The sequence below is a fragment of the Pseudoalteromonas sp. CO342X genome, assembly GCF_004208915.1.
Taxonomy (GTDB): Bacteria; Pseudomonadota; Gammaproteobacteria; order Enterobacterales; family Alteromonadaceae; genus Pseudoalteromonas; species Pseudoalteromonas maricaloris.
Map to the genome: position 1 here is coordinate 1 of NZ_SGPH01000018.1, position 21781 is coordinate 21781.

Annotated in this window: 22 protein-coding genes; 1 reads left to right on the forward strand and 21 read right to left on the reverse strand. The window is 42.8% G+C overall.

Features of this window, described 5'->3' with window-relative positions:
- Positions 1-73: 73 nt before the first annotated feature.
- From EXT47_RS09660 to EXT47_RS09715, 12 genes are all read right to left on the reverse strand, one after another.
- Entirely contained in the window at positions 74-388 is a 315-nt protein-coding gene (locus EXT47_RS09660) for a cupin domain-containing protein (RefSeq protein ID WP_039495568.1), read from the reverse strand.
- Positions 389-930: 542 nt separating this feature from the next.
- The gene (locus EXT47_RS09665; RefSeq protein WP_039495567.1) at positions 931-1854 is read right to left on the reverse strand and encodes a DMT family transporter; all 924 of its coding nucleotides are present in this window, start codon (positions 1852-1854) and stop codon (positions 931-933) included.
- A gap of 52 nt (positions 1855-1906) precedes the next feature.
- Positions 1907-2383 (reverse strand): MaoC family dehydratase, encoded by a 477-nt coding sequence (locus EXT47_RS09670; protein WP_017219267.1) that lies wholly within the window; start codon positions 2381-2383, stop codon positions 1907-1909.
- Between the two features lie 2 nt (positions 2384-2385).
- Positions 2386-3798, reverse strand: coding sequence for an FAD-binding oxidoreductase (locus EXT47_RS09675; protein ID WP_026001087.1), 1413 nt, complete (start codon positions 3796-3798; stop codon positions 2386-2388).
- A 9-nt stretch (positions 3799-3807) separates the two neighbouring features.
- Positions 3808-4545: a 3-oxoacyl-ACP reductase FabG gene (fabG, locus tag EXT47_RS09680; protein WP_039495566.1), complete on the reverse strand. Its 738-nt coding sequence runs from the start codon at positions 4543-4545 to the stop codon at positions 3808-3810.
- 25 nt (positions 4546-4570) lie between these two features.
- Positions 4571-5596: a branched-chain amino acid aminotransferase gene (locus EXT47_RS09685; protein ID WP_017219264.1), complete on the reverse strand. Its 1026-nt coding sequence runs from the start codon at positions 5594-5596 to the stop codon at positions 4571-4573.
- Positions 5577-6464 carry a fumarylacetoacetate hydrolase family protein gene (locus EXT47_RS09690; RefSeq protein WP_039495565.1) on the reverse strand — a complete coding sequence of 296 codons (888 nt, stop codon included), beginning with the start codon at positions 6462-6464 and terminating at the stop codon, positions 5577-5579. Before EXT47_RS09690 ends, EXT47_RS09685 begins: the two co-directional genes overlap by 20 nt.
- Positions 6461-6886, reverse strand: a complete 426-nt coding sequence (locus EXT47_RS09695) for a thioesterase family protein (RefSeq protein ID WP_039495564.1) — start codon at positions 6884-6886, stop codon at positions 6461-6463. The genes EXT47_RS09690 and EXT47_RS09695 overlap by 4 nt, the downstream gene beginning before the upstream one ends.
- On the reverse strand, positions 6879-8690 hold the full coding sequence (locus EXT47_RS09700; RefSeq protein WP_052258291.1) for an acyl-CoA dehydrogenase: 1812 nt from the start codon (positions 8688-8690) through the stop codon (positions 6879-6881). Before EXT47_RS09700 ends, EXT47_RS09695 begins: the two co-directional genes overlap by 8 nt.
- Positions 8691-8703: 13 nt before the next feature.
- On the reverse strand, positions 8704-9921 hold the full coding sequence (locus EXT47_RS09705) for a beta-ketoacyl synthase (RefSeq protein ID WP_130126494.1): 1218 nt from the start codon (positions 9919-9921) through the stop codon (positions 8704-8706).
- Entirely contained in the window at positions 9918-10148 is a 231-nt protein-coding gene (locus EXT47_RS09710; protein ID WP_052258289.1) for an acyl carrier protein, read from the reverse strand. Before EXT47_RS09710 ends, EXT47_RS09705 begins: the two co-directional genes overlap by 4 nt.
- 45 nt (positions 10149-10193) lie before the next feature.
- Positions 10194-11213: a beta-ketoacyl-ACP synthase III gene (locus EXT47_RS09715; protein ID WP_017219258.1), complete on the reverse strand. Its 1020-nt coding sequence runs from the start codon at positions 11211-11213 to the stop codon at positions 10194-10196.
- Positions 11214-11494: 281 nt separating this feature from the next.
- Here EXT47_RS09715 and tnpB point away from each other — a divergent pair, with 281 nt between their 5' ends.
- Positions 11495-11599, forward strand: coding sequence for an IS66 family insertion sequence element accessory protein TnpB (gene tnpB / locus EXT47_RS24285; RefSeq protein ID WP_368773515.1), 105 nt, complete (start codon positions 11495-11497; stop codon positions 11597-11599).
- Positions 11600-11833: 234 nt separating this feature from the next.
- Here tnpB and EXT47_RS09725 read toward each other — a convergent pair whose 3' ends face one another.
- The 9 genes from EXT47_RS09725 to EXT47_RS09765 form a co-directional block, all read right to left on the reverse strand.
- Entirely contained in the window at positions 11834-12121 is a 288-nt protein-coding gene (locus tag EXT47_RS09725) for a hypothetical protein (protein WP_039495561.1), read from the reverse strand.
- Positions 12122-12336: 215 nt separating this feature from the next.
- Complete coding sequence (locus tag EXT47_RS09730; protein WP_039495559.1) at positions 12337-13515, reverse strand: cystathionine beta-lyase; 1179 nt, start codon at positions 13513-13515, stop codon at positions 12337-12339.
- Between the two features lie 2 nt (positions 13516-13517).
- A complete protein-coding gene (nudC, locus tag EXT47_RS09735; protein WP_095727883.1) occupies positions 13518-14420 on the reverse strand; it encodes an NAD(+) diphosphatase in 903 nt (300 codons plus the stop codon).
- Between the two features lie 147 nt (positions 14421-14567).
- Complete coding sequence (gene nagB, locus EXT47_RS09740) at positions 14568-15362, reverse strand: glucosamine-6-phosphate deaminase (RefSeq protein ID WP_045988699.1); 795 nt, start codon at positions 15360-15362, stop codon at positions 14568-14570.
- Positions 15363-15624: 262 nt separating this feature from the next.
- On the reverse strand, positions 15625-16758 hold the full coding sequence (gene nagX, locus EXT47_RS09745; RefSeq protein ID WP_039495556.1) for a transmembrane glucosamine N-acetyltransferase NagX: 1134 nt from the start codon (positions 16756-16758) through the stop codon (positions 15625-15627).
- A gap of 258 nt (positions 16759-17016) precedes the next feature.
- Entirely contained in the window at positions 17017-18141 is a 1125-nt protein-coding gene (gene nagA / locus EXT47_RS09750; RefSeq protein WP_130126495.1) for an N-acetylglucosamine-6-phosphate deacetylase, read from the reverse strand.
- Complete coding sequence (nagK, locus tag EXT47_RS09755) at positions 18141-19052, reverse strand: N-acetylglucosamine kinase (RefSeq protein WP_102056609.1); 912 nt, start codon at positions 19050-19052, stop codon at positions 18141-18143. Before nagK ends, nagA begins: the two co-directional genes overlap by 1 nt.
- 322 nt (positions 19053-19374) lie before the next feature.
- A complete protein-coding gene (locus EXT47_RS09760; protein ID WP_017219251.1) occupies positions 19375-20217 on the reverse strand; it encodes an isopenicillin N synthase family oxygenase in 843 nt (280 codons plus the stop codon).
- 386 nt (positions 20218-20603) lie between these two features.
- On the reverse strand, positions 20604-21725 hold the full coding sequence (locus tag EXT47_RS09765; protein WP_130126496.1) for a hybrid sensor histidine kinase/response regulator: 1122 nt from the start codon (positions 21723-21725) through the stop codon (positions 20604-20606).
- Between the last annotated feature and the right edge of the window lie 56 nt (positions 21726-21781).

A 21781-nucleotide genomic window follows, 5' to 3' on the forward strand; every position in this document is an offset into this window, starting at 1 on the left:
AATACAAATTAGCTGCTTAAAAGCAGCTAAAAAGAATCGTTATGCTTACTTGACCGGATAAGGTTCATATGTGTTAGGTGTTCTTTGTAAACCAGAATTCAATTTCATCTGTTTCTACTTCGAACCGAGCTGAATGTTCGACGTGGGCAGGAACGTGATACCACTGCCCGAGCCCTATTTTCTCAGTTTTTCCACCCATAGTTAGAATCAACTCGCCCTTAGTTATTACACCATAGTTGTCAGTATCATGTGTATGTAGTGGAATTTCAGTTCCCGCAGGATATGAGGCGAACAAAACATCGCTATCTTTAGCCTCTAGCTTGTAAGCATCAAAACGACCATCGTAGAGAGGTAATTTCTTTATTTTTGCAGGGTAACTTCCAGACATCTCAATCCTCGCTAGAACACATAACATTTTAGTATTTATGCGACACGCAGTTTGTGTTGCATAATCGCTTTTTGGAGGCTCTCACTTTCCTAGCTAGTGTTATCAGTTTAGCTAGCGTTATTAAGCTTTCCCTGCATTGCTCAGCGCTTATTATGTATTCATTACACCTAAATTTGCCTTAATAAGCAATTATATTTTTTACGCATAAAGAGGCCGCTAGCCTGAACAATTAATTAGGTTAACTACTTGATTTTATAAAGCAGCCCTAATCAAGCAGTTAACCCCTTGAGCAAAATTTTCTAGCTTGTTTTGGGCAGGAATGAGTTGGCTGAACGGCCGCTTTGTAGAATGAAAGTGACATTGACGACCCTCTAGTTTGCTCTAAGCCGCCTGTGAGGCCTGGTCTAGACCCATATTCAAAAATCAGAAAATGCTCTGTGAGTTCTATCTAGTATTTTTATGGGGGCTTAAAATGAATGAGTACAGACCAGACAGTGTGCTTTGAAAAGCCGACTGCCTGGTTTAATACAGGTTATTTTGAGCTAAACGAGCTCATTCCGATTTTCTTTTAACTTTTTCTTTGTGATCCGCCAGTTTAGATTGACACCAGCCGCCCCTATCAAAATTGCACTGGCACCAGCGAATTGTAGTAACGTCAAGCGTGTATCGAATGCCGCCCAGTCAACGATAACCGCAACGACCGGATAGATGAAAGACAACGCTCCTACCAAAGCGGTCGGTATTTTCTGAATGGCACTATATAATAGTAAACACATCAGCCCGGTATGAATAATCCCTATCGTAACTAAAAAAGACCAAGATACAGCTGAAATGGCAGAAATATCTCCCAAAGGAGTAAATGGAAGAAGCACAAAAATACCAATAAAAAGTTGAAATGCCACAATAATATGAGGTGGGATATGCTTCAGCTTTTTGGCCGTGATAGCCGCAATCGCATAGAAGGACGCGGCTATTACCGCATAAAATACACCTTGTAAGTAAGTGTCTTTATCAGTGAGCGCCGCCCCTCCTTCTTGTTTTCCCACAATAATAAATATGGTTCCTAAGAAAGCACATATTAGCCACAACACTTTGTCCGTAGAAATATGCTCTTTAAAAAAGATAGCGCCAAGCAAGACAAGTATAAACGGTTCAATATGATAAGTAATCGTAGCAATTGCAATGGATGATAGCGAAAAGGATTTGAATAAAAACAGCCAGTTGAGTGATAAAGCCACACCGCCAACTGTTAGTAATATGAGTGACGGTTTATTGAGTTTAACTTGTTTAAAAATGCCCTTATACAAACAAACTAAAAGCATGAAAGTGGCCCCAAATAAACAACGCCAGAAAACTGCCGTTTCCGGTGATTGTTCTGACATCACAACGAACCAGCCTATGGTCCCTGCAATGGTCATTGAAGCAATCATTTCGAGGTTTCCTCTAAAACCTTCCTGTTTTTGCATTCTAACTCACTCCTTTTTCAGTGTTATTGAACCTGCGGTTAAGACATTTCTATTAGACTATACCAATATAAGAAAATGGAAAGGCTTTCACTTCAATAGAGTGTTGATCTGAACTGACATAAGACTGAGCATTTCCTGCAACCACTTTCCTGTTGTCACTATTGAAAATGTTAGTTTCGATACGAACTTTGTTGATCCCTATTTTCTCTCGCACTGTAAGCTCTATACGTATAACTTCATCAATCTTTACCGCGCCCAAAAATGCTAGATCCTGACCAAGATAAATACTCCCAGGTCCGGGCATTGCCATCGCTAGCGCGGCACTTATCAACGCGCCACTTAGCATGCCATGAGCAACTCTAGTTTTAAAAACGCTTTGTTGAGCGAACACTTCATCAAGATGAAGCGGGTTACAATCGCCAGATACTTGTGCAAACAGTTCGACATCAGATTCAGTAACTTTTTTATATAAAGTGACCTTTTTACCTAGGTGTAATTCATCAAATGGTGTACTTATTAATGTGTGCATACTTAACCTTCGATGTCTTCCTGTACTGAATTCAGCAGCACCACTTTTCCCGGGTTGAGGATATTATTAGGGTCTAGTGCTTGTTTAATTTTTTGCATAAGGCTAATGGACTCGGACCCCAATTCCTGTTCCAGATAGTGCATTTTTCTCATTCCAACACCATGCTCACCTGTACAAGTCCCTTCAAACTTAATCGCACGTTCGATGAGTCTGGAATTTAATGCTTCAGCAGTTTGCCTCTCTGCTTCAATATCTGGGTCAATCAAGTATCCGAAATGAAAGTTACCATCTCCAACATGCCCCACAAGGAAATAAGGGAGACCTGAGTCGTTAACCTCATTAATCGATTCAAGTAAGCAATCAGCCAATTTATCTATTGGAACACATGTATCAGTGCTAATCGAACGAGCGTTCTCTTTTGAGGCGATAGCGGCATAATAGGTATCGTGTCTTGCCTGCCATAGTTTGTTTCTTTCTTCTTTTTCAGTTGCCCAATTAAACTCGGAACCACCAAACTGAGATACGATTGAATTTACTCTCTCAACTTGTTCACTGATATACTGCGACGATCCATGAAACTCCAAGATTAACTTTGGAATTTCAGATAGTTCAAGTTGGCTATAGTCATTCACTAAAGAAACAGTATGGCCATCCATCAGCTCTACTCGCGCAATAGGAATACTATTCTGAATTATACTAATAACAGAGTTGACTGCGTCAGAGATACTTTCAAAAGAACAAATGGCCACTGATATTTGCTCTGGTACCGGGTAAAGCTTCAGCGTAATTTCGGTGAATACACCCAACGTTCCCTCACTGCCGATCATCAATCTAGTCAAGTCATAACCTGCACTTGTTTTTCTCGCTTTGGTGCCTGTTTTAGCAAGCTTTCCTTCGCTTGTAATAACTTCAAGCCCGAGCACGTTTTCTTTCATTGTTCCATACTTAACAGCATTGGTACCACTGGCACCGGTTGAGCACATCCCACCTAGCGTCGCATTCACTCCTGGACCAATTGGAAAACATAAATTATATGCAGCAAGTGCCTGATCAAGCTGCTTTCTGGTAACGCCTGGTTGCACTTTTGCTGTAAGAGACTCAGGAGAAATTTCGAGAATCTGGTTCATGTGTGTCATATTCATGGCAATCCCCCCATGAATTGGTAGCACGTGACCCTCAACAGAGGTACCAGCTCCGAAAGGTACAATCGGCATTTTCATTTGATTAGCGATAGATACAATGTCCATCACATGCTGAGTATGCTTCGGGTACACGACTATATCAGGAGAAATCACGGTAGAAATAGGTGACTGATCTTGTCCATGCTTGACGCATTGATCCTCATCCATAGAACAGTCGACACCAAGATTTTTTAGTGCTTCAAATACCGTTAATGCATTTTGACTTACCATCATCTTTCCTTTTTAAACTGAAAGTCCACCGTCAACAGGAATAACTTGCCCTGTCATATAGTTACAAGAGTTTGAGCCTAAGAAAGTGACAATTTCTGCAATATCTTTTGCACTGCCAAATCGCTTCATCGGGATCGAGCCTAGTACTTGCTCCTTTACTCGCTCGTGCAGTTTATCTGTCATATCCGTTACGATAAAACCAGGGGCTAGAGCATTAACATTAACACCTCTGCTTGCATACTCTTTGGCAAGTGAACGAGTGAGACCCAATATGCCAGCTTTACTAGCGGCATAATTTGCCTGGCCTGCTACGCCTATTAAGCCAGATACAGACGCAATGTTAATAATGCTTCCTTGTGTTTCTATAAGGTATTTGATTGCCTGTTGGCAGTGTAAAAAGGTACCTGATAGGTTAGTATCTATAACTTGTTGCCAGTCTTCGTAAGATAGGGATTTAAAAGCCTTATCTCTGTTTATACCCGCATTGTTTATCAAATAATCTAATCTTCCAAATTGCGTAATGTGCTTCTCAATTGCCAGACAAATGCTATCTTTATCTGCTGCATTACTAAGTACACCGAGCACAGAACCATCACATTCCTGAATTAGTGACTCTGCGGCTTCTCGGTTATTTCGATAGGTGAATGTGACATTATAATTATGTGCGACAAGGTGACGAACGATTTCTCGTCCTATACCTCTGGCGCCTCCCGATACGAAAGCCGCTTTTTTTTCAATGTTGTTATGCATATCTAATTCCTTGAAATTAATTGTTTTATTTTTTATGACAATTCAGATTGGTTAGCCATGATTGATTATTTTGTGTTTTTGATATTTGAATATCTGATAACTTCTGAGCGAGTGTTTGCGCGGTCAAATACTGTTCAAAATTAAGGCTGTGCTGTAAATAATCAATTTTTTTAACTGAGGTGATACCCGCGGTGGTACCTGTAACAAAGACTTCTAACAGATCGCCGTTATACCAATCATTAATAAGTTGTTGCAGCTCAATGCTTGACTCTTCAACGGTAAAGTTATTTTGCTGTATAAGACTGATGGTGGTATCTCTGGTAATCCCCGGTAGAATCGAGCCACTTAGGCGAGGTGTTATAACTTTGTCTTTATAAACAAAGAAAATATTTGAGGAGCTTAACTCCTCTATATACTTGTTGTGGTTGGCATCTAACCACAGAACCTGGTGATAGTTCTGTTCTTTGGCCTGCTGCTGAGAGAGGATGGTTCCGGCATAATTACCAATCGCTTTAACAGCACCAGTTCCACCTTTAGCTGAACGACTGTAATTGGACTCAACCATAATGTTAATGGCGTTGGTTGAGCTAAAATAGTTGCTCATAGGACACGCGATAACAATAAACTTGAAGCTCTTAGCTCGACCATAGAAGCCTAATGAAGGCTCAGTTGCGATTATGAAAGGTCTGAAATAAAGCGTACCCTCCCTTATATCAGGAAGGTATTGAAGATCTGCTTTAAGCAGCGTAAGCAACGCATCAACAAACACATCTTCACCTAACACAGGGATGGCTAAGCGCTCACATGAAGATTGAAAACGACGAGCATGATCATAAGCTCTAAACAATGCCGCATCGTTGTTTGCTTGCCTAAATGCTTTTAACCCTTCAAATACACCTTGAGCATAATGAAAGCACTGAGAATGTGGCGCCAGAGACAGGTCATGATATTTCTGAAGATGAATATCGCCCCAGCCGTTAGCTTCATGCCAATCTATTGTGACCATATGGGGCGTCATCGTCAGACCAAAGTCAGATGGTGTATTCTTCATTTAGAATGTCCTCACTTTGTGGGTAACGTTGACAAAGTTGCTCTTGATAACCTAGCTGACTGATGTGTGTTGTAACGCGGTCTCCGGGCTTGAGGTAGGGTATATTGTCATTTCCAAGGGATATACCATCCGGGCTTCCCGTCAGTATTACATCACCTGGGTACAAGGTCATAAACTGGCTGACATAATGCACTAAAAAGGCAGGTGTAAAGACCATGTCTGTCGTACTTCCATTTTGTCTCAAGACCCCATTAACGTAACAAGTTAACGTTAGGTCCAGAGGGTAAGAGAAGGAATCAGCAGTCACAACGTATGGTCCTAGAGGACAAAAACTTTGAAAAGATTTGCCTTTTACCCATTCACCTTCACGTTCAAGTAGCCATTGTCTATCTGAGAAGTCATTGGCGACACAGTACCCTAATATCGAGTTGTGTGCTTGTTGCTCTGACTCCAATAATTGGCAGGTTTCGCCGATGACAACGCCGAGTTCAACTTCCCAGTCGACGTGGTTGGCGTGCGTAGGGATTAACACTGGGTCTGTCGGCCCACATACAGAGCCAATTGATTTGCAAGAAATAATGGGCTCCTTTGGTAAAGAAAGGCCCGCTACCTGAGCATGCTTTCTATAATTTAGCCCTATAGAAATGATCTGTTTTGGCTGTATTGGCGCTAGAAACTGAACTTCCTGGTCATTAAACTTAGGTAATAAGGTTAAGTTAACATCGGAAATTAAGGTGTTGAGTGCGCTAAGTGACAGCGCTGTATCATACCAAGAACTGATAATGCTCGACACATCTCTTAAATCACCATTGCAGTCAACTAAGCAAGGGTAGCGACTACCCTTGCTTAAAATGGTTGCTAACTTCATAAAGTAACACCACTATCCTGATGAAGGTAGGTCTCGAAAAATGCACTTTCTGCTGCACTTAAAGACCGGGGCCGTGACTTTTTATAGCAATAAGGTGCCATAGTTGTTTCAGCTGAAGTGCAAAGCCGATCGCCATCATGCACGGTATATGCAATGGTTACTGTCGCTGCGGATATGTCACTTACCCACATTGTAATGTTCACGGGCTCATGCTTGTGAACCAATGGAGCATGATATCTAACAGAATGAGACACAACTACCGAGCCTTGATCGAAAAATGCATCGCCATTTTTTTTTGAAATCCCCCAAATAAAATCAACTCTAGCCTCTTCGAGCAAACGCATGATTGATACATTATTTACTACACCATAGACATCCATATCAGACCATCTCACGGGGCATTTATATAAGTGCTTATTCATAACGCTTTCCTTCGCTATTCATACGTTCGGATCTAGCCGTAAACTGTTCGCCATAATCAGGGAAGCAAATGGGAGCATCAAAAAGTGCTTCGTCATAGCCAAACGCGTCAATGAGTGTGTTGATATGAGGCTCGAGGAGCAGGCAAAGCCTGTCGATTTCTCTGTCCAAGCCATGAATCAGCTCACACTGGACTAGACCACAACTGCAATACCAGGCTGAATCTTCTTTTAGAAGTGATAACCCAAACAAGCGACCTAAAGTTTCCAAATGTGATTGGGCTACAGAAGACTCACATTGCCATTTCGCCTGAGCTTGCAGCGCTAATCGATGGCCTCTCAGACGGGCTAACTTAATAGAATCATTTGCGTTGTCATTCCACTCATCAAAGAAACTACCTGCTGAGTTTATCTTATTCTCTGAAATGCTCTTATGTAAGTGGCTTTCTCTCGCGTTTAACAATGTAATGATATTCTCTACAGACAGTTCACTCAGGTGCTCATCACCTGTATGGATAAGAGCCGCAGGAGACTGATTGACAAGTTGCCCAGCCGCAGTGGCAATTAGGACTTGGTTATCACCTTCAGCCGTTACTAGGCCTTGCAGCAAGGAAATATATTCAGTGATTTTATTTATAGAGAATATCCCCTGAGCGCCAACTCGTTCTCGGCAGTTTGAGACAACATCAGCCATTTCCCAGGTTACAATGGCTTTAGTGATATTAATTTGAGTTGTTAAGTCGTTATCTACTTTGCCATCGCCATCGAGGAATTTAGTCTTGCCATCGTTTGTTAATGCAGACATGGCATACACTTTACTCAAGTTAACAAACAACGCTCGCTGGAATGGTCGGAAATGTATAATTGCAGTATCGCTAGCACCAGGCGCATTAGATAAACGATATTGAGCAAATTTCAAGGCAATGTAACAGCTCGCTTTGCCTGCTCCAAGCGCAGCACTCGAAACACAAAGGCGACCGGGCATGATGCGCGACATAGATTTTAAAAATCTTGCTCGTACATTCTTAATATTGGCTACAAATTCTCCATCTTCTGAGATAGCTGCGATCTCACCCATTAAAGCGTGATCTCGCTCGACTCTCAGGTTGTGGAACGAAGTGAGGCCATTGTCCAGACCTTGCACTGGTTTTTCTGGGCAAGGTATCGCCTGAATACCGTCACGTAACCCGTTTTCATCGCAAAGACGAACAACAAAGGGAAACACACCGTGGTCTTTCTCTTTAATTTTTAGTCTTGCCATTACAACAGCTATTTTAGGTATGTCTGAAAAGCCGCTGTAAGACATGTATTTTTGTGCCAGGCAGTCAGGTGTATTCAGAAAGAAGCACTTTTCATCATGGTCATAGATTGCTTCCGTTTTTAATGCGGCAACATTATTTCCATACCCTAGTTCAGTGGCCATATAAGGCCCGAAAGATTTTAGGTTATTTAATTCTTCTAATTCTGCAGCGGTCGCTTGGTTATGTAATGCATGGTCATAGAATGTACCCATAGTTAGGTTATAGTGAACCATGATGATTGAAAAGCAAGATACATCAAGCAAACCTGCCCACTCAGCAAGGGCAAATAGCCTAGAGGGATTTGCCAGTACCTCAAGAGGAGATTCAATCTTAGAGTGTATAAATTCACTTCTTTTATAAGATAGCTTACCCAACTCGGCCATATTAAGACCACTTTGGTATTTGAAAATATTGTCTCGTAATAAAACCTGCAGATCTTTATGATCCAAGTCATAAGCTCGGTTGTAGATAAAGCCTAGCAAGTCCTTTTTTGTCTGTAGTTCCATATAATTTTCCTTATTAATTTGATAACAACAGCGCCGCGTTTTGGCCTCCGAAACCAAATGAATTTGATAGCGCTATGCGATACTGTCGCTCAATGGAGTTACCTGCAATTACATTTACATTGATATTTGGGTCCAACTCTTTCAAGTTCGCACTGGCGGGGATAACGCCGCTTTGAAGCCCTTTGAGACAATAAATAGCCTCAATAGCACCACCTGCGCCTAGTAAGTGACCTGTGACTCCTTTTGTTGAGCTAACTGGTACTTGTGAGCCAAATAGCCTTTTTATCGCTTCACTTTCAATAACATCATTGCCTTTAGTTGATGTCCCGTGCGCATTAACGTAACCAACATCAGAGGGGTGACATTGCCCATCTTTTAGTGCCGCTTGCATCGCCAAAAATGCGCCTTCGCCTTCAGGGTGAGGCGTTGTTACGTGATGAGCATCGGCCGAAAAGCCATATCCTAATAAATGACCAGCTACAGGGGCATTTCTTTTGCTCGCATGTGCCTGAGATTCTAAGATTAGAACACCGGCTCCCTCTCCAATAACAAACCCGTTTCGCTCTTTGTCAAACGGGCGCGAAGCCGTAGCAGGATCGGGGTTTAAACTCAACGTCCGCATTTTTGCAAACGACGAGACATAGAAAGGAGTAATGGCGGCTTCCGCTCCTCCCGCAATGACCACATCGGCAATGTCGTTGTTAATTAGATATTTAGCTAGTCCAATTGCCATAGCACCTGACGCGCAGGCACTGCAGGGAGAAAAGCACGGTCCGAGCGCATTTACCTCAATAGCAACTTGCCCGGCAGCCATATTTAATAACCCCATTGGCAATGTCAGAGGAGATAAATCTTCATAATCACCTTCTAACATAGCGCGATGTTGCGCCTCCAATGTCTGTGTACCACCGGCGCCAGAGCCGATTAAAACAGCTACGCGTGTCGGGTCTTCCCAATTTTTGTGATCCAATCCCGCCGATCTCAGAGCTTCAAGAGTGGCAAGTTGGGCGAACTTTGCATAGTCGTCCCAAAACCAAGGTTTGGCTACTTCCATATCCAGTTCATCGATATTGTTGACTCTGCAACTTAATTTAACCGGACAATCTTTGAGACTTGGGTCTAAAGCCGCTTTGGTTTCGCCTTTGATGATATTGTCCCAGTTTTCTGAAACAGAGTTACCTGCAGGGGTGATCATCCCCATACCGGTAATCACCACAGGTTGATTGCTCATGACAGTTTCCCGCTGACATAATTAACAACATCATCTAGCGTTGAGATTGACTCCATATCATCATCGCTAATTTTAATGCCGTGTTGTTTATGGATCGCCTGAGCAAGATCCAGCTGAGAAAGAGAATCAAAACCGATGTCTTCGAGAGAAGTATCTCCGGAAGTTGTAGATACATCCATTTTGAATCTAGTTTCAATGATCGTTTTAAGTTCGTTTAGTGAAAACATAATTGCCTCGCTTGTTTTTTTGTTGATGAAAAAATGATTGGAAAATTAATTCCATTCTTTTGGATAGGTTCTGAGATCTGGCCAGGTCACAACCGTTGACCCCCAGGAGAAACCTGCGCCAAATGCTGTGATTAGAAGTTTCTGACCTGGTTTTAGCTGGTTGCTGTGTGCATAATCGTTTAGTAACAATGGAATTGAAGCCGTAAGCGTATTGCCATGATCAGCAATGTTGCTGGCTACTTTACATTCCGGTAGGTCTAACTCATACGCTACTGTTTGAAGAATTCTGATATTGGCTTGATGCCCGATCATCCAGTCTAACTCTTCGATGGTCAAATCGTTCTGTCTGACCGCTTTGAGTGAAGACTGGGTCATTTGTGAAACTGCATTTTCATATACGACCCGGCCATTCATACTGAGATAGTAGGCTTGGCTTTGCGCGTGTTGCCCTAAGGAGTCCTTAACCCTTTGCCTTGCCCCCCCTGCATGTGTGCATAATGCATCGCTGAGAGAACCATCAGCACCAAGATCAAATTGACCAATCGCACCTAGTTCATCTGGCTCTCCTTTGCCGATAACCATAGCACCTGCGCCATCGCCAAAAATTGGCCAAGTGGTTCTATCATCTTTATTAACAAATTTTGTAAATGCTTCCGCGCCAATAAGCAAAACAGTATCGGCAATGCCGCTTTCCACAAAGCCCTTTGCGGTTGCCATGCCATAAACAAATCCGGCGCAAGCAGACGTGATATCGTAGGCCGCGACTCCTTTAAGCCCCAGTTTGTCAGCCACTTCTGGAGCAACTGCCGGGCAAAGTCTTTCGGGAGAGGTTGTTGCAACGATAACCATGTCTATTTTATTGGTTTGTGCCGATTCGATTGCCCTAAGCCCGGCTTTAATCGCGAGATCCATAGTGGATATCTCGCCATCTACCATGTACCGGCGCTCTATTCCCGTCCGTTCACGAATCCACAGGTCGCTGGTATCAAGTGTTTTTGAAATATCATCGTTAGTAACAATATTTGGTGGGACACATACACCGATCCCTCTAATGACGGCTGTCATAATCGTTATTCCTTTAATTTAATGTTATTACTGCTTTTATAATGCTAAACACCAACCAAAATTAACAATAACTTTACCCAAAATCAACACTTATATTTAAATATTTACTTAAGTTTAAAGAGTATTGATTGTTACTTGATGGTGTGGGCTCTCTGTACACGATGCTGAACGAGGAGTCGCTGGATAAAAATTTTAACTGACTTGCAATAGCACCTGACGAAATTTCCGCTAAAAAGGCTAGGAACAGAGTAAACTTCACCTAAACACAAGGCCATAGAATACTGACTGAGTCTGCAATGAGCGGCCTAATGTTTGCGTTTTATAATAAAAATAAGAACAAGCTGAAGGTGTTGTATTGGGATAACACCGGCTTCGCTTTGTGGTAAAAGCGGCTTGAAAAAAGTTAAGTCTAAATGGCAAACAACTTAAAGATATTAAAATATCTAAATTTTTCAGTGCATTAGAAAAAATGTAAAAAGGAGATATTTGTAGGCTGAAGGCTAAATACTTAAGAAAAGTAAAAATTCAGCAAACCAAGGAGCTCGCACAAGTGGTTTGGAGCATTGCGCTGTGCTTAAACCAACACACAACGCAACAGTTAAATAAGTTTGTAGTTGGTTTTAAGATTTGTTCTCGCATTTTATCGTCTCTTCCCCTAGACGATAGGCATTATTTGCCAGCACATAAGTTCCCGAAATAATAGCAGTAGTAGGTACGAGTATCGGCGTTAATATAATTCCACTCACGGAATAATACGTATTGGTTTCATCTGCAACATCGACTATCTTTAGGGTTTTTCTATCCGATGAAATCTCGCACTTGTTGGTATGAGCAGTGTCTTGCACAGGCATTACTACACAAGCGCTGAGTGAGATTACCGGTAACATAATCAGTCTGTTTAACTTCATCACCTTTCCTTGAATTCAGTTTTCAATACTTTCATGATATGTCTCTTAGACATAACCTCCCTCTAAAGGTTCCCTGTGCCTTACGCTTAAACTGCGCCAAACTGGTATTATTCTCTACAGTTTTCAGTCTTGATCCAACAGCTATTGTGGCTCAATAAATCCGAGGAGCCTCGTTAAAAATGAAGCACCCCATACCAATAAGTAGAACCGAAATTTTAAGATTTGCCGAGGTTTTGTTCGTAGACCTTAAGTGCGTGTTCTAAATCTTCTATCAAGTCTTCTACGTCTTCAAGACCGATGTGAAGGCGGATCACGGGGCCCAATGTCCAACCTGTGGTTGATCGCAAATGCTCCATGGTTTTATTGGCTGTAACTAAACTTTCATAGCCGCCCCATGAGAAACCCATTTTAAAATGGGATAAAGCATCTAAGAAGCGGTTAATCGCCTTTTGGCTACCTTCTTTCATTACGATTGAAAATAAACCATTACTACCATCAAAGTCTCGCTTGAAGAATTCATGGCCTGGGCAAGTCTCAAAAGCGGGATGTCTAACGTGATCCACGAGCGGATGCGCTTCGAGCCATTTCGCCACTGTCATTGCCGACTGCTCATGTTGTTTTAACCTCGCAGGCATAGTACGTAACCCACGTAGTGCTAAATAGGCATCATCTGCAGAGGTACATTGACCAAGTAAATACGAGTGCTCTCTAAGCTCAGGCCAATAACGCTCGTTTGCAACGGCAACCCCCATCATGACATCCGAATGCCCAACAATATACTTGGTTGCCGCTTGAATGCTGATATCAACACCATGATCGAGCGGACGAAACTGCCAGCCATTACCCCACGTATTATCAAGCATAGTGATAACGCCACGGCGCTTTGCAACTTCAACCATCGCAGGCACATCTTGAACTTCCATGGTGATTGAACCTGGAGACTCTAAGAACAACACTTTGGTATTGTCTTGAATTAACGCGTCAATACCAGCGCCAACCATAGGGTCATAATAAGTGGTTTCGATACCATAGCCTTTTAACAGCTTATCGCACAAATCTCTGGTTGGTTCATAGGCAGTATCCACCATTAGCAAGTGATCGCCTGCTTTTAAAAATGACAGTAGTGACTGTGCGATAGCAGCAGCACCTGACGGATACAAGGCGCAACCCGCACCATTTTCAAGCTCTGTAATGGCATCTTGCAAGGCGAAATGGGTATTGGTGCCACGGCGGCCGTAAAACAAAGTGCGATGTCCACGTCCTTTTATCGCTTCTTGCATTTCGGCAACGCTCTCAAAAACTACGGTAGAGGCGCGCTGAACAACTGGGTTTACTACCCCTTTGGTATATTCTGCTTTTCTTCCAGCAGCAACGATTTTAGTATGCTTTTTCATAATTACTCTTCTGATTGTGCACGCCAGTATTCAACTAAATATCTGGAGATCGAGTCTTCTCTGGTGAGTTTATAGCCGGGCTTTGTATCGCCCCACTCTGAAAATGTATTAAGCTCCGCCCGTGAAAACCATTTAGCTTGCTCAAGCTCATCTTGCTCGACAAAAATCTCTGTGGTTTTCGCCTTCGCGATAAATCCAAGCATAAGTGAAGACGGAAACGGCCAAGGCTGTGAGGCAATATAAGTGGCGTCGTATGCTTCAACACCCGCCTCTTCCATCACTTCCCTTATCACGGCTTGCTCTAACGACTCGCCGGGGTCAACAAACCCAGCCAGCGTCGAAAATACGCCTTCTGGCCAAATTGCCTGACGGCCCAACAAGCAGCGTTCAACGCCATCAGGGAAAACATGAGTGACAAGCATGATAACGGCGGGATCTGTACGTGGAAACGTCATATGGCGACATTCAGGGTTAACACAACGTCTTGCGTGACCTGCCTCAACCATTTTATTGGGTTGCCCACAACGTCCACAAAAACAATGGGTTTTATGCCAGTAGCATAAGCCTCGTGCAAGCACACCAATTGAGCCTTGTTGCTTTGGTAAGTTACGACCCACTTGGCGCATGTCGATGAATTCTGACTCGGAGTCAATAAAAGAAAGCTTGTCTCGTTGTTTAGAGACGTCAAGCGCAAAATAGCTGTGCGCTTCGTCACGACCTAAGAATATCGCGTCTTGGAGTGCTAAATCAGCGACTTCTGTGCGAGAAAGATAATGTAATTCATTATCTCGGGCACGCACTAAATTAGCGTCGTCTTGAATTAATAACCAGCGACTATTGTCACCCATTTGAGATAATAACCAGTTTTGATCTTTTCTTTCGTTAGATGCTCTGTCCAACGTCATTTGAGTGTAATACAGCAAGCCCCTATTCCTTCGTGTTCTGGAACATTTTATCCACCTCGGCGAGACCTTAAAGCTACCATAGCACAAAGGTACAGGCAAAAAAAAAGCCCATAAATGGGCTTTTGAAAACTACAGTGTGATTTCACACTACAGAGAGGCAAGATAGTCCAGCAGCTTTTGATTTTCGTTTTCAATATGCTTATAGAATTCAATATCTTTTAGCTTAGATGCCGCAGCTTCATCGATGACAATTACAGCATCACGATGCATTTGTAGTGCCGAAGCCGGACACGCCGCAGTTAACGGGCCTTCCACCATAGCAACAACGGCATCGGCTTTATTTTCACCCGTCGCTAATAACACGACTTTTTTAGCGTCTAAAATCGTGCCAATACCCATTGTGATTGACAAGTGAGGTTGGTACTCATCAGCTTTAAAAAAACGAGCATTATCATCAATCGTCGCTTTCGTTAGGGTTTTAACCCGAGTGCGTGACGTTAAGCCAGAAGACGGCTCGTTAAAGCCAATATGGCCATTTCTGCCAATACCTAATAGCTGTACATCAATACCACCAGCAGATTTAATACGCGCTTCATACTCGCCGCACGCCGTAATTGGATTTTTTGCATCCCCCGGCGGTACGTGCGTGTTACTTTTATCAATGTTGATATGGTCAAACAGCTGCTGCTGCATAAAGTAACGATAACTTTGTGGGTGCGAGCCATCTAAGCCTAAATATTCATCTAGGTTAAAGCTGGTAACCTCAGCAAAACTGATTTCGTTCGCTTGGTTACGCTTAATTAATTCTTGATACAAAGCAACCGGTGTTGAACCCGTCGCTAATCCCAACACAGAGTTAGCTTTACGCTTTAATTGCGTTGTAAAAATGTCTGCACCATATGCTGCCACTTCGGCAGCGTCTTTTAAAATGACTACTTGCATACGATTAACCAAATGTTGAGATGATTAGAATAAAATGGGATCTGAGCCTTGCCTCGCGTGCAATCAAAGCAAGGTCAGATCGAACCTAATTGGGATACACAACATTAGGTTATTACCATTATGACAACGCTGTCATTATTATCAGAAATAATTCGCTTGTAAAGCAAAAGTGAAAAAAAATATGGATATTTTTTACTCTATGCAATCGAAAGGTGTTAAAAAGCCCACAACGGTGGGCTTTTTGAAAGAAGGCTTGTAAATATTATACACTTACAAAAATACGGCGTTTATACATCCAATGCAGCACTAAAAGCTGTACCGCCAGTAGCGCAAAAACAGCAATTAACGGCTGCCACGCTGTTGGCACGGCGGCAATCACGCCACCGAATACACTCTTACTAATAAAGGTCCAATTCACTAAGCTTGACGCCAAATAAATAATAATGGAATTAGCCCCAATAATAACAAATGGATACGCCCAACGCTGAAAACTCAGTACATCTACAATCGCGTAAAATACCGCAAGTAGAATTGCACTCCAGCCAACGGTTACTAGCACAAATGAGCTTGTCCACAGTTCTTTATTAACTGGAAATTGCATGTCCCAAAGCCAACCTAGTGCTAAGACGAGTACACCAGAGCCTGTCAAAATACCAACGGTTTTCCACTCTCCTTGCGTTTGTGCATTAGCAATAGCACGACCAGCAAATACACCTGCGATAGCATTTACAATGGCAGGTAAGCTTGACAGCACACCTTCTGGGTCAACCGGACGATTTTGATAACTGATCCCTGGCAGTAAATACGTGTCAATGAACGCATTCCAACTACCAACACCATTTGCACTTAAGTCCCCCGCTTGCCCACCAGGAACTGGGATAAAGCAAAGCAATAACCAATAAAATATCAATATGCCTACACCCACATAGGCCAAGGTTCGCAAACTCGTATGCCAAACCAGCAAAGCACAAAAGAACCAAGCAAACGCAATGCGACCTAATACACTGGCGTAGCGAACACCGTCAGGATCCATTGGGATCCCAGTTCCCCAACCATGGTTGTATAACACGCCAAAAGCACACAGTAACAAAAGGCGCTTCAGTGCTTTGAGATAAAACGGTTTACGTTCATTAAAGGGCAGATGGTCGATACGTTTAGGTGACAAGCCCATCGCCACACCCGATAAAAAGATAAACAGTGGAAAGATAAGATCATAAAAAGTGAAGCCATGCCAAGGGCTGTGTAGCGTGTGCGCTTCGAACGCCTTCCACCCTTGCCATCCGGTCAATACAAACAGTGCCGCAAAAATAGACTGGCCACCTAAGATCCAGAACATATCCATGCCGCGTAAGGCATCTAAAGACGCAAGTCGCTTTGGCTTATTATTCGTTGTCATTGTTATTTATCCGCGTGAAAACATTAACTATGGATCGCTCAATCAAGCAAATCCATTTGCCTCAAGGTTAGTTTTGATGCGCGTTGCAATCGCGACTGCATAATAACGCACACGACAATAACTTCCTGAGTCGTCAATCCACCCATGCTTAACCAAATACCGGCTAAGCTTAAAAAACAAAGCCCCGCGGTACTGCTGCGGGGTTTTATCAGGGAAACTTAAGCGGCCGTTTCCGTCCACTACTCGATTGCAAATCAGTTACAGCAACTGACCACCAATATAGGTTTGTTTCACAATCAAATCGCTGTCGAGCACCACGAAATCAGCATCAGCACCCGATCTTAGATGCCCCTTTTGAGACAGGCCAAGATATTGCGCAGGGTAAAGAGAGGCCATGCGCAAACTTTCCGCTAAGCTCACGTTAAGCGTATTGACGGTATTTCGCACCGCACTTGCCATATCCAACACACTACCAGCAAGCTCACCGGTTGTTGAATTTAACCGATCACCGGTACGAATAACTTTTCTGCCATCAAAAAAGTCAAACTCCGTATCATCAGTCCCAACCGGAGGCATGGCATCCGTCACTAGCATCATTTTGCCGCGCTGCTTAGTACGAATCGCAAGCTGTGCCGACAATGGATGAACGTGATGGCCATCAACAATCAAACCACACCAGCTATTGTCATTCCAAAGCGCGGCACCGACAACGCCCGGCTCACGAGAAGTAAACGCAGACATTGCATTAAATAGGTGCGTAAAGCCGTCAACGCCAACATTGAGTGCAGCGTTAGCAGTGTCATAGTCCGCGTTTGAATGACCGATACACACTTTCACACCCAGTGAAATCAAGCGTTCGATATCGCTAAGTGGCACAGTTTCAGGTGCTAAAGTCACCATTTTGATGCCTAAATCTTGACGCGCGTAAACCGCAAACTCTTGCTCTGAAATTGGTCTAATGAACTTTTCGCTATGCGTACCCTTTTTAGGATGAGATAAGTGTGGACCTTCAAAATGGATCCCAAGCACTCCGGGCTGTTTAGTAGCAATCGCTTCTGCTGTTGCATCTGCCGCTTGTTGCATCACTTCAATTTTGTCAGTGATAAGGGTTGGCATTGATCCCGTGGAACCAAATTGGCCATGTGCTTTAACCATAGTCGCCAAGCATGCCGTCGATTGTTCGGCGTTAAAAAATGCACCGCCACCACCATTAACTTGTACGTCAATAAAGCCTGGTGCAACTAGTCCCGATAACTTAGATACATTGGTCGCTTGCGACTCATTGATATAACCAATTTGGCCGTTGTTTATTTCGAAGTAAACGTCTTTTCTAACACTTTCACCATCAAAAAATTCTGGAGCAAAATAACATTGAGTCGTCATTAGTTCGCCTTTTTTAATTCTTGACCTGCACTTTGAATTGCAAAGTAAATTGCCCCCATTTCAGGAGGTTGTTTCGGTAATTGGACTTGCTTTGCAACTTCTGGGTCGAGCCAAGGTTGTAGCGGCTCTGATAATCCGCCGATCATAGAGAGTCTAGGTGGGTTTAGTTCAAGTAAACGCTTTGCTAAACGACTAATATATTCCGCACCAGACTTTACGATAGTAAGAGCAATTTCATCATTTAGCTTGGCTTGCTCTAATACATAACGAGCCAGCTTTGCATAACCACTAGACGGTTGTCCCGCCATTTGCTCTGCAATACCCATAGCCCCTTTCGCACTGAAGTGCTCTAGTAATACTTGGCTCAATGACGTTTTTTCGCCAAGGCCATCGAGATCGAGTAATGCAGCTTTTACCGCCTCTAATCCCATCCATGCGCCACTGCCCATATCGCCTTGAGCAAAGCCATGACCACCATAGTTCACTGTTTTACCATCAACTAACGCAAAACCACAGGAGCCGGTGCCCGTAATAATCACGGCACCATCGCTACCTTCATGAGCACCAATACACGCGGTGTGTAAGTCTGTGGTAAGGAACATTTGTTTAAAGGGATGCTCCCATTGCATGATTTTGTCATAGAGCGCGGGTAAGTTAACACCTGCAAGGCCAAGACCTGCATTTAGCTCATGTACTTGTTCAACACGAAGACCCGCGTCTTGTAACGCCATTTGTGTCGACACCATGATAGATTCAAGCGTACGCTCTAAACCATGTAAGGGATTCGCAGGACCGCCTAGACCCGTACCCAAAACGCCATGTTGAAGAGAATAAATTGTAGCGCGGCATTTTGTTCCACCACCATCGACGCCGATGTATAGTTGGTCTTGGTTAACCTGTTTAGCCATCATGTAAAGACCCCTACTTTGTTCTGGATTAGACCGCGTTATTGTTTTCGTTGGACACGGTTTTTCATTCATGTTGAATTGATGTTACACAACAAATGACAGCGTTGTCATTAATTTTTTCAAGAAATTTCTTCATTTTGAAAAAAACTAATATTGCACAGATTGTGAGGATTGTCAGTGAAAAATTGCAATAATCGTCAAATTACAAGGACTAACAGAGATTAGGGATTGTTAGACACATAATAAAAAAGCGACTCAATATTACATCAAGTCGCTTTATCGATTTAACCTTATCGTTCAGGTTATTCGCTATCGTAAGTCTAGATTACTTAACCCCAAGTTCTCTTAAACGCTCTTGCAAATAGCTATCTGCAGTGTAACGCTCTGACAACACAACATCCGGTCTTGGATGTAAGAATAGCGGCAATGAAATACGAGATTTCGTCGACGCTTTGCCCGTAGGGTTAATCACACGGTGAATTGTCGATGGGAAGTAATCACCCGACGCCTCTTGCAGCATGTCACCAATGTTAATAATCAACGAACCAAAGTCGCATGGTACGTCTAACCAACTGCCATCTTGTCTTTGCACTTGCAGGCCTGGCTCATTTGCCGCTGGCAATACAGTAAGTAGATTGATATCACCATGAGCTGCGGCGCGAATTGCACCAGGTTCTTCATCACCTGTCATTGGTGGGTAATGAAGAATACGCAGTAATGTCTGCTCTGATTCTTTGATCATATCTTTAAGATCAATAGAGAATCTCGCTCTCACATCTGCAGGCGCTTCAGCTTGTACCCAGCTTAGCAATTCTTGAGCAAACTCGCTCGCTAAACGGTAATATTCACGAATCTCTGCTTCTAATTGAGCTGGTACGCGACCTTTTGGATAAACGTGAAAGTACTCTTTGATGTCTTTGACTGTAAAACCTTTCGCAACTTCAGAGACTTCTGGTGGGAAGTAACCATCTTGGGTTTCTTTATTGAAAAGGAATTCGTGTTTTTCTTCTGAATTAAAAAATTCTTGCCAATGTTTGTAGATTGATTCAACCAACTCTTGTGGGATTGGGTGATTTTTTAGTACACCGAAACCCGTGTTTCTTAAAGATTCTACAAATTCTTTCGCAGCATTTGGCGATTGATAGTCTACGGTAGGTAACTGTTGCATAATGGTTCCACCAAAATTATTAGTAATTCATGGTTATTTACTCAATTGCACATTGGAGTAAATAACGCACTTCCCGTGTCATCTCAACACTGCGTACCTAGTAGAAGGTAAGGCGTATGTTATCGGGTCTGTTAACCTAGGGGGTTGTTTTTAAGCAGTAAACTTGTATTTAACAAGCCTCACTCAAAACAGCAACAGCAAAGGCTAAAAAGCCCTTATACGATCGTGTTGTCGATAATTCTTCAAAAAGTGTAGCTAATTACATGGTTAGCAGAGTACTTTTTAAAGATTACGTTTTAACAGCGAGCGAGCTTATTGAATTAGGACAAATGATATAAGGACTTATGTCCGCTTTTATGTATAGGACCTGAGACTTTTGATGCAGATCAAGCATTATCGGGGGCATCTATCGGTATTTGGATATTCCACTCCAATCCTTGCGGTGTATTTTTCACGCTAAACTCTCCATTGAGTGCCCCTGAAACCAAGTTGGCAGTTAAATTTGCGCTTAACCCAACATGGCCTGCATTACCTCTTTTTGTTGTAACAAATGGTTTTAATAACTCTTGTGTACTAATTCCTCTAAGCCCTATTCCATTGTCAGTATAATTCACATGTAAATTGTTACCCGAGTGCGTGAAGGTGATAGTCGCAAGGTGATCATGGTCAATCCAGGCATGCGCAATGGAATTTTCAACTAAGTTGCTCAATACCTCAACCAGGGCTTGACCATCCACGTAAACTTCAGTTGTTATGTTACCAACAAACTGAATTTGTACGTCTTGCTTTGAGAAATCTTTTTTCAGTCTTGTTTCTATTTCTTGTAATTTAACGTCAGCACAGCTGCTATCTCGCTCAGACTGAGAGACCGATTTTAATAAGCTGACAAACTTAGCCACTTTTTCTAGATTACGGCTGCACAGCGCACTACTGTCTTTGATCTGTTCAAACCCCGTAACCAACCCATCCTGCGTAAGCGTACCTGCGGTAAGTGCACTTTGTAGCTCTTGCATGACGCCTTCTAAAAAGGTGTTGGACGTAATACTGGTACCAAGCGGGGTATTGATTTCGTGTGCAATCCCCATCACCATTTGGTTTATGGCTTTAGATAGCTGCTGTTTTACCGCTAACTTTTGCGCTTCAATTAACTTAAATTGGGTGTTTACTCTGGCTATGATTTCAGCGGGTTTATAGGGTTTGGTGATGTAATCAACTCCACCGACCTCGAATGCCTGTACCAAGCTCTCGCTGTCTTCATAAGCACTCACAAAAATAACGGGAATGGCCGCCGTTGAATTGTCGGACTTAAGCACTTTACATAGCTCAATCCCCGACATATTTGGCATTTTTATATCAGTAATAATTAATTCAGGCTGATGCTTTTTAACGATACCTAAGGCAATGTCCCCCCCTCGTGCTGCCAATACTTTATATCCTTCTTTTCTTAGTATGAGCTGCAATACTTGGAGGTTTTCCGGCATATCGTCAACAATTAAAATGTCTGACATGTAACGTTACTCAAGTCCTTAAGATAGACACTTTTTACAGCATAGCTTGAGAAATT

Coding starts and splice junctions, on each gene's coding strand:
- EXT47_RS09660 (WP_039495568.1), bottom strand. CDS start 388: ATGTCTGGAAGTTACCCTGCAAAAATAAAGAAATTACCTCTCTACGAT.
- EXT47_RS09665 (WP_039495567.1), bottom strand. CDS start 1,854: ATGCAAAAACAGGAAGGTTTTAGAGGAAACCTCGAAATGATTGCTTCA.
- EXT47_RS09670 (WP_017219267.1), bottom strand. CDS start 2,383: ATGCACACATTAATAAGTACACCATTTGATGAATTACACCTAGGTAAA.
- EXT47_RS09675 (WP_026001087.1), bottom strand. CDS start 3,798: ATGATGGTAAGTCAAAATGCATTAACGGTATTTGAAGCACTAAAAAAT.
- fabG (WP_039495566.1), bottom strand. CDS start 4,545: ATGCATAACAACATTGAAAAAAAAGCGGCTTTCGTATCGGGAGGCGCC.
- EXT47_RS09685 (WP_017219264.1), bottom strand. CDS start 5,596: ATGAAGAATACACCATCTGACTTTGGTCTGACGATGACGCCCCATATG.
- EXT47_RS09690 (WP_039495565.1), bottom strand. CDS start 6,464: ATGAAGTTAGCAACCATTTTAAGCAAGGGTAGTCGCTACCCTTGCTTA.
- EXT47_RS09695 (WP_039495564.1), bottom strand. CDS start 6,886: ATGAATAAGCACTTATATAAATGCCCCGTGAGATGGTCTGATATGGAT.
- EXT47_RS09700 (WP_052258291.1), bottom strand. CDS start 8,690: ATGGAACTACAGACAAAAAAGGACTTGCTAGGCTTTATCTACAACCGA.
- EXT47_RS09705 (WP_130126494.1), bottom strand. CDS start 9,921: ATGAGCAATCAACCTGTGGTGATTACCGGTATGGGGATGATCACCCCT.
- EXT47_RS09710 (WP_052258289.1), bottom strand. CDS start 10,148: ATGTTTTCACTAAACGAACTTAAAACGATCATTGAAACTAGATTCAAA.
- EXT47_RS09715 (WP_017219258.1), bottom strand. CDS start 11,213: ATGACAGCCGTCATTAGAGGGATCGGTGTATGTGTCCCACCAAATATT.
- EXT47_RS09725 (WP_039495561.1), bottom strand. CDS start 12,121: ATGAAGTTAAACAGACTGATTATGTTACCGGTAATCTCACTCAGCGCT.
- EXT47_RS09730 (WP_039495559.1), bottom strand. CDS start 13,515: ATGAAAAAGCATACTAAAATCGTTGCTGCTGGAAGAAAAGCAGAATAT.
- nudC (WP_095727883.1), bottom strand. CDS start 14,420: ATGACGTTGGACAGAGCATCTAACGAAAGAAAAGATCAAAACTGGTTA.
- nagB (WP_045988699.1), bottom strand. CDS start 15,362: ATGCAAGTAGTCATTTTAAAAGACGCTGCCGAAGTGGCAGCATATGGT.
- nagX (WP_039495556.1), bottom strand. CDS start 16,758: ATGACAACGAATAATAAGCCAAAGCGACTTGCGTCTTTAGATGCCTTA.
- nagA (WP_130126495.1), bottom strand. CDS start 18,141: ATGACGACTCAATGTTATTTTGCTCCAGAATTTTTTGATGGTGAAAGT.
- nagK (WP_102056609.1), bottom strand. CDS start 19,052: ATGATGGCTAAACAGGTTAACCAAGACCAACTATACATCGGCGTCGAT.
- EXT47_RS09760 (WP_017219251.1), bottom strand. CDS start 20,217: ATGCAACAGTTACCTACCGTAGACTATCAATCGCCAAATGCTGCGAAA.
- EXT47_RS09765 (WP_130126496.1), bottom strand. CDS start 21,725: ATGTCAGACATTTTAATTGTTGACGATATGCCGGAAAACCTCCAAGTA.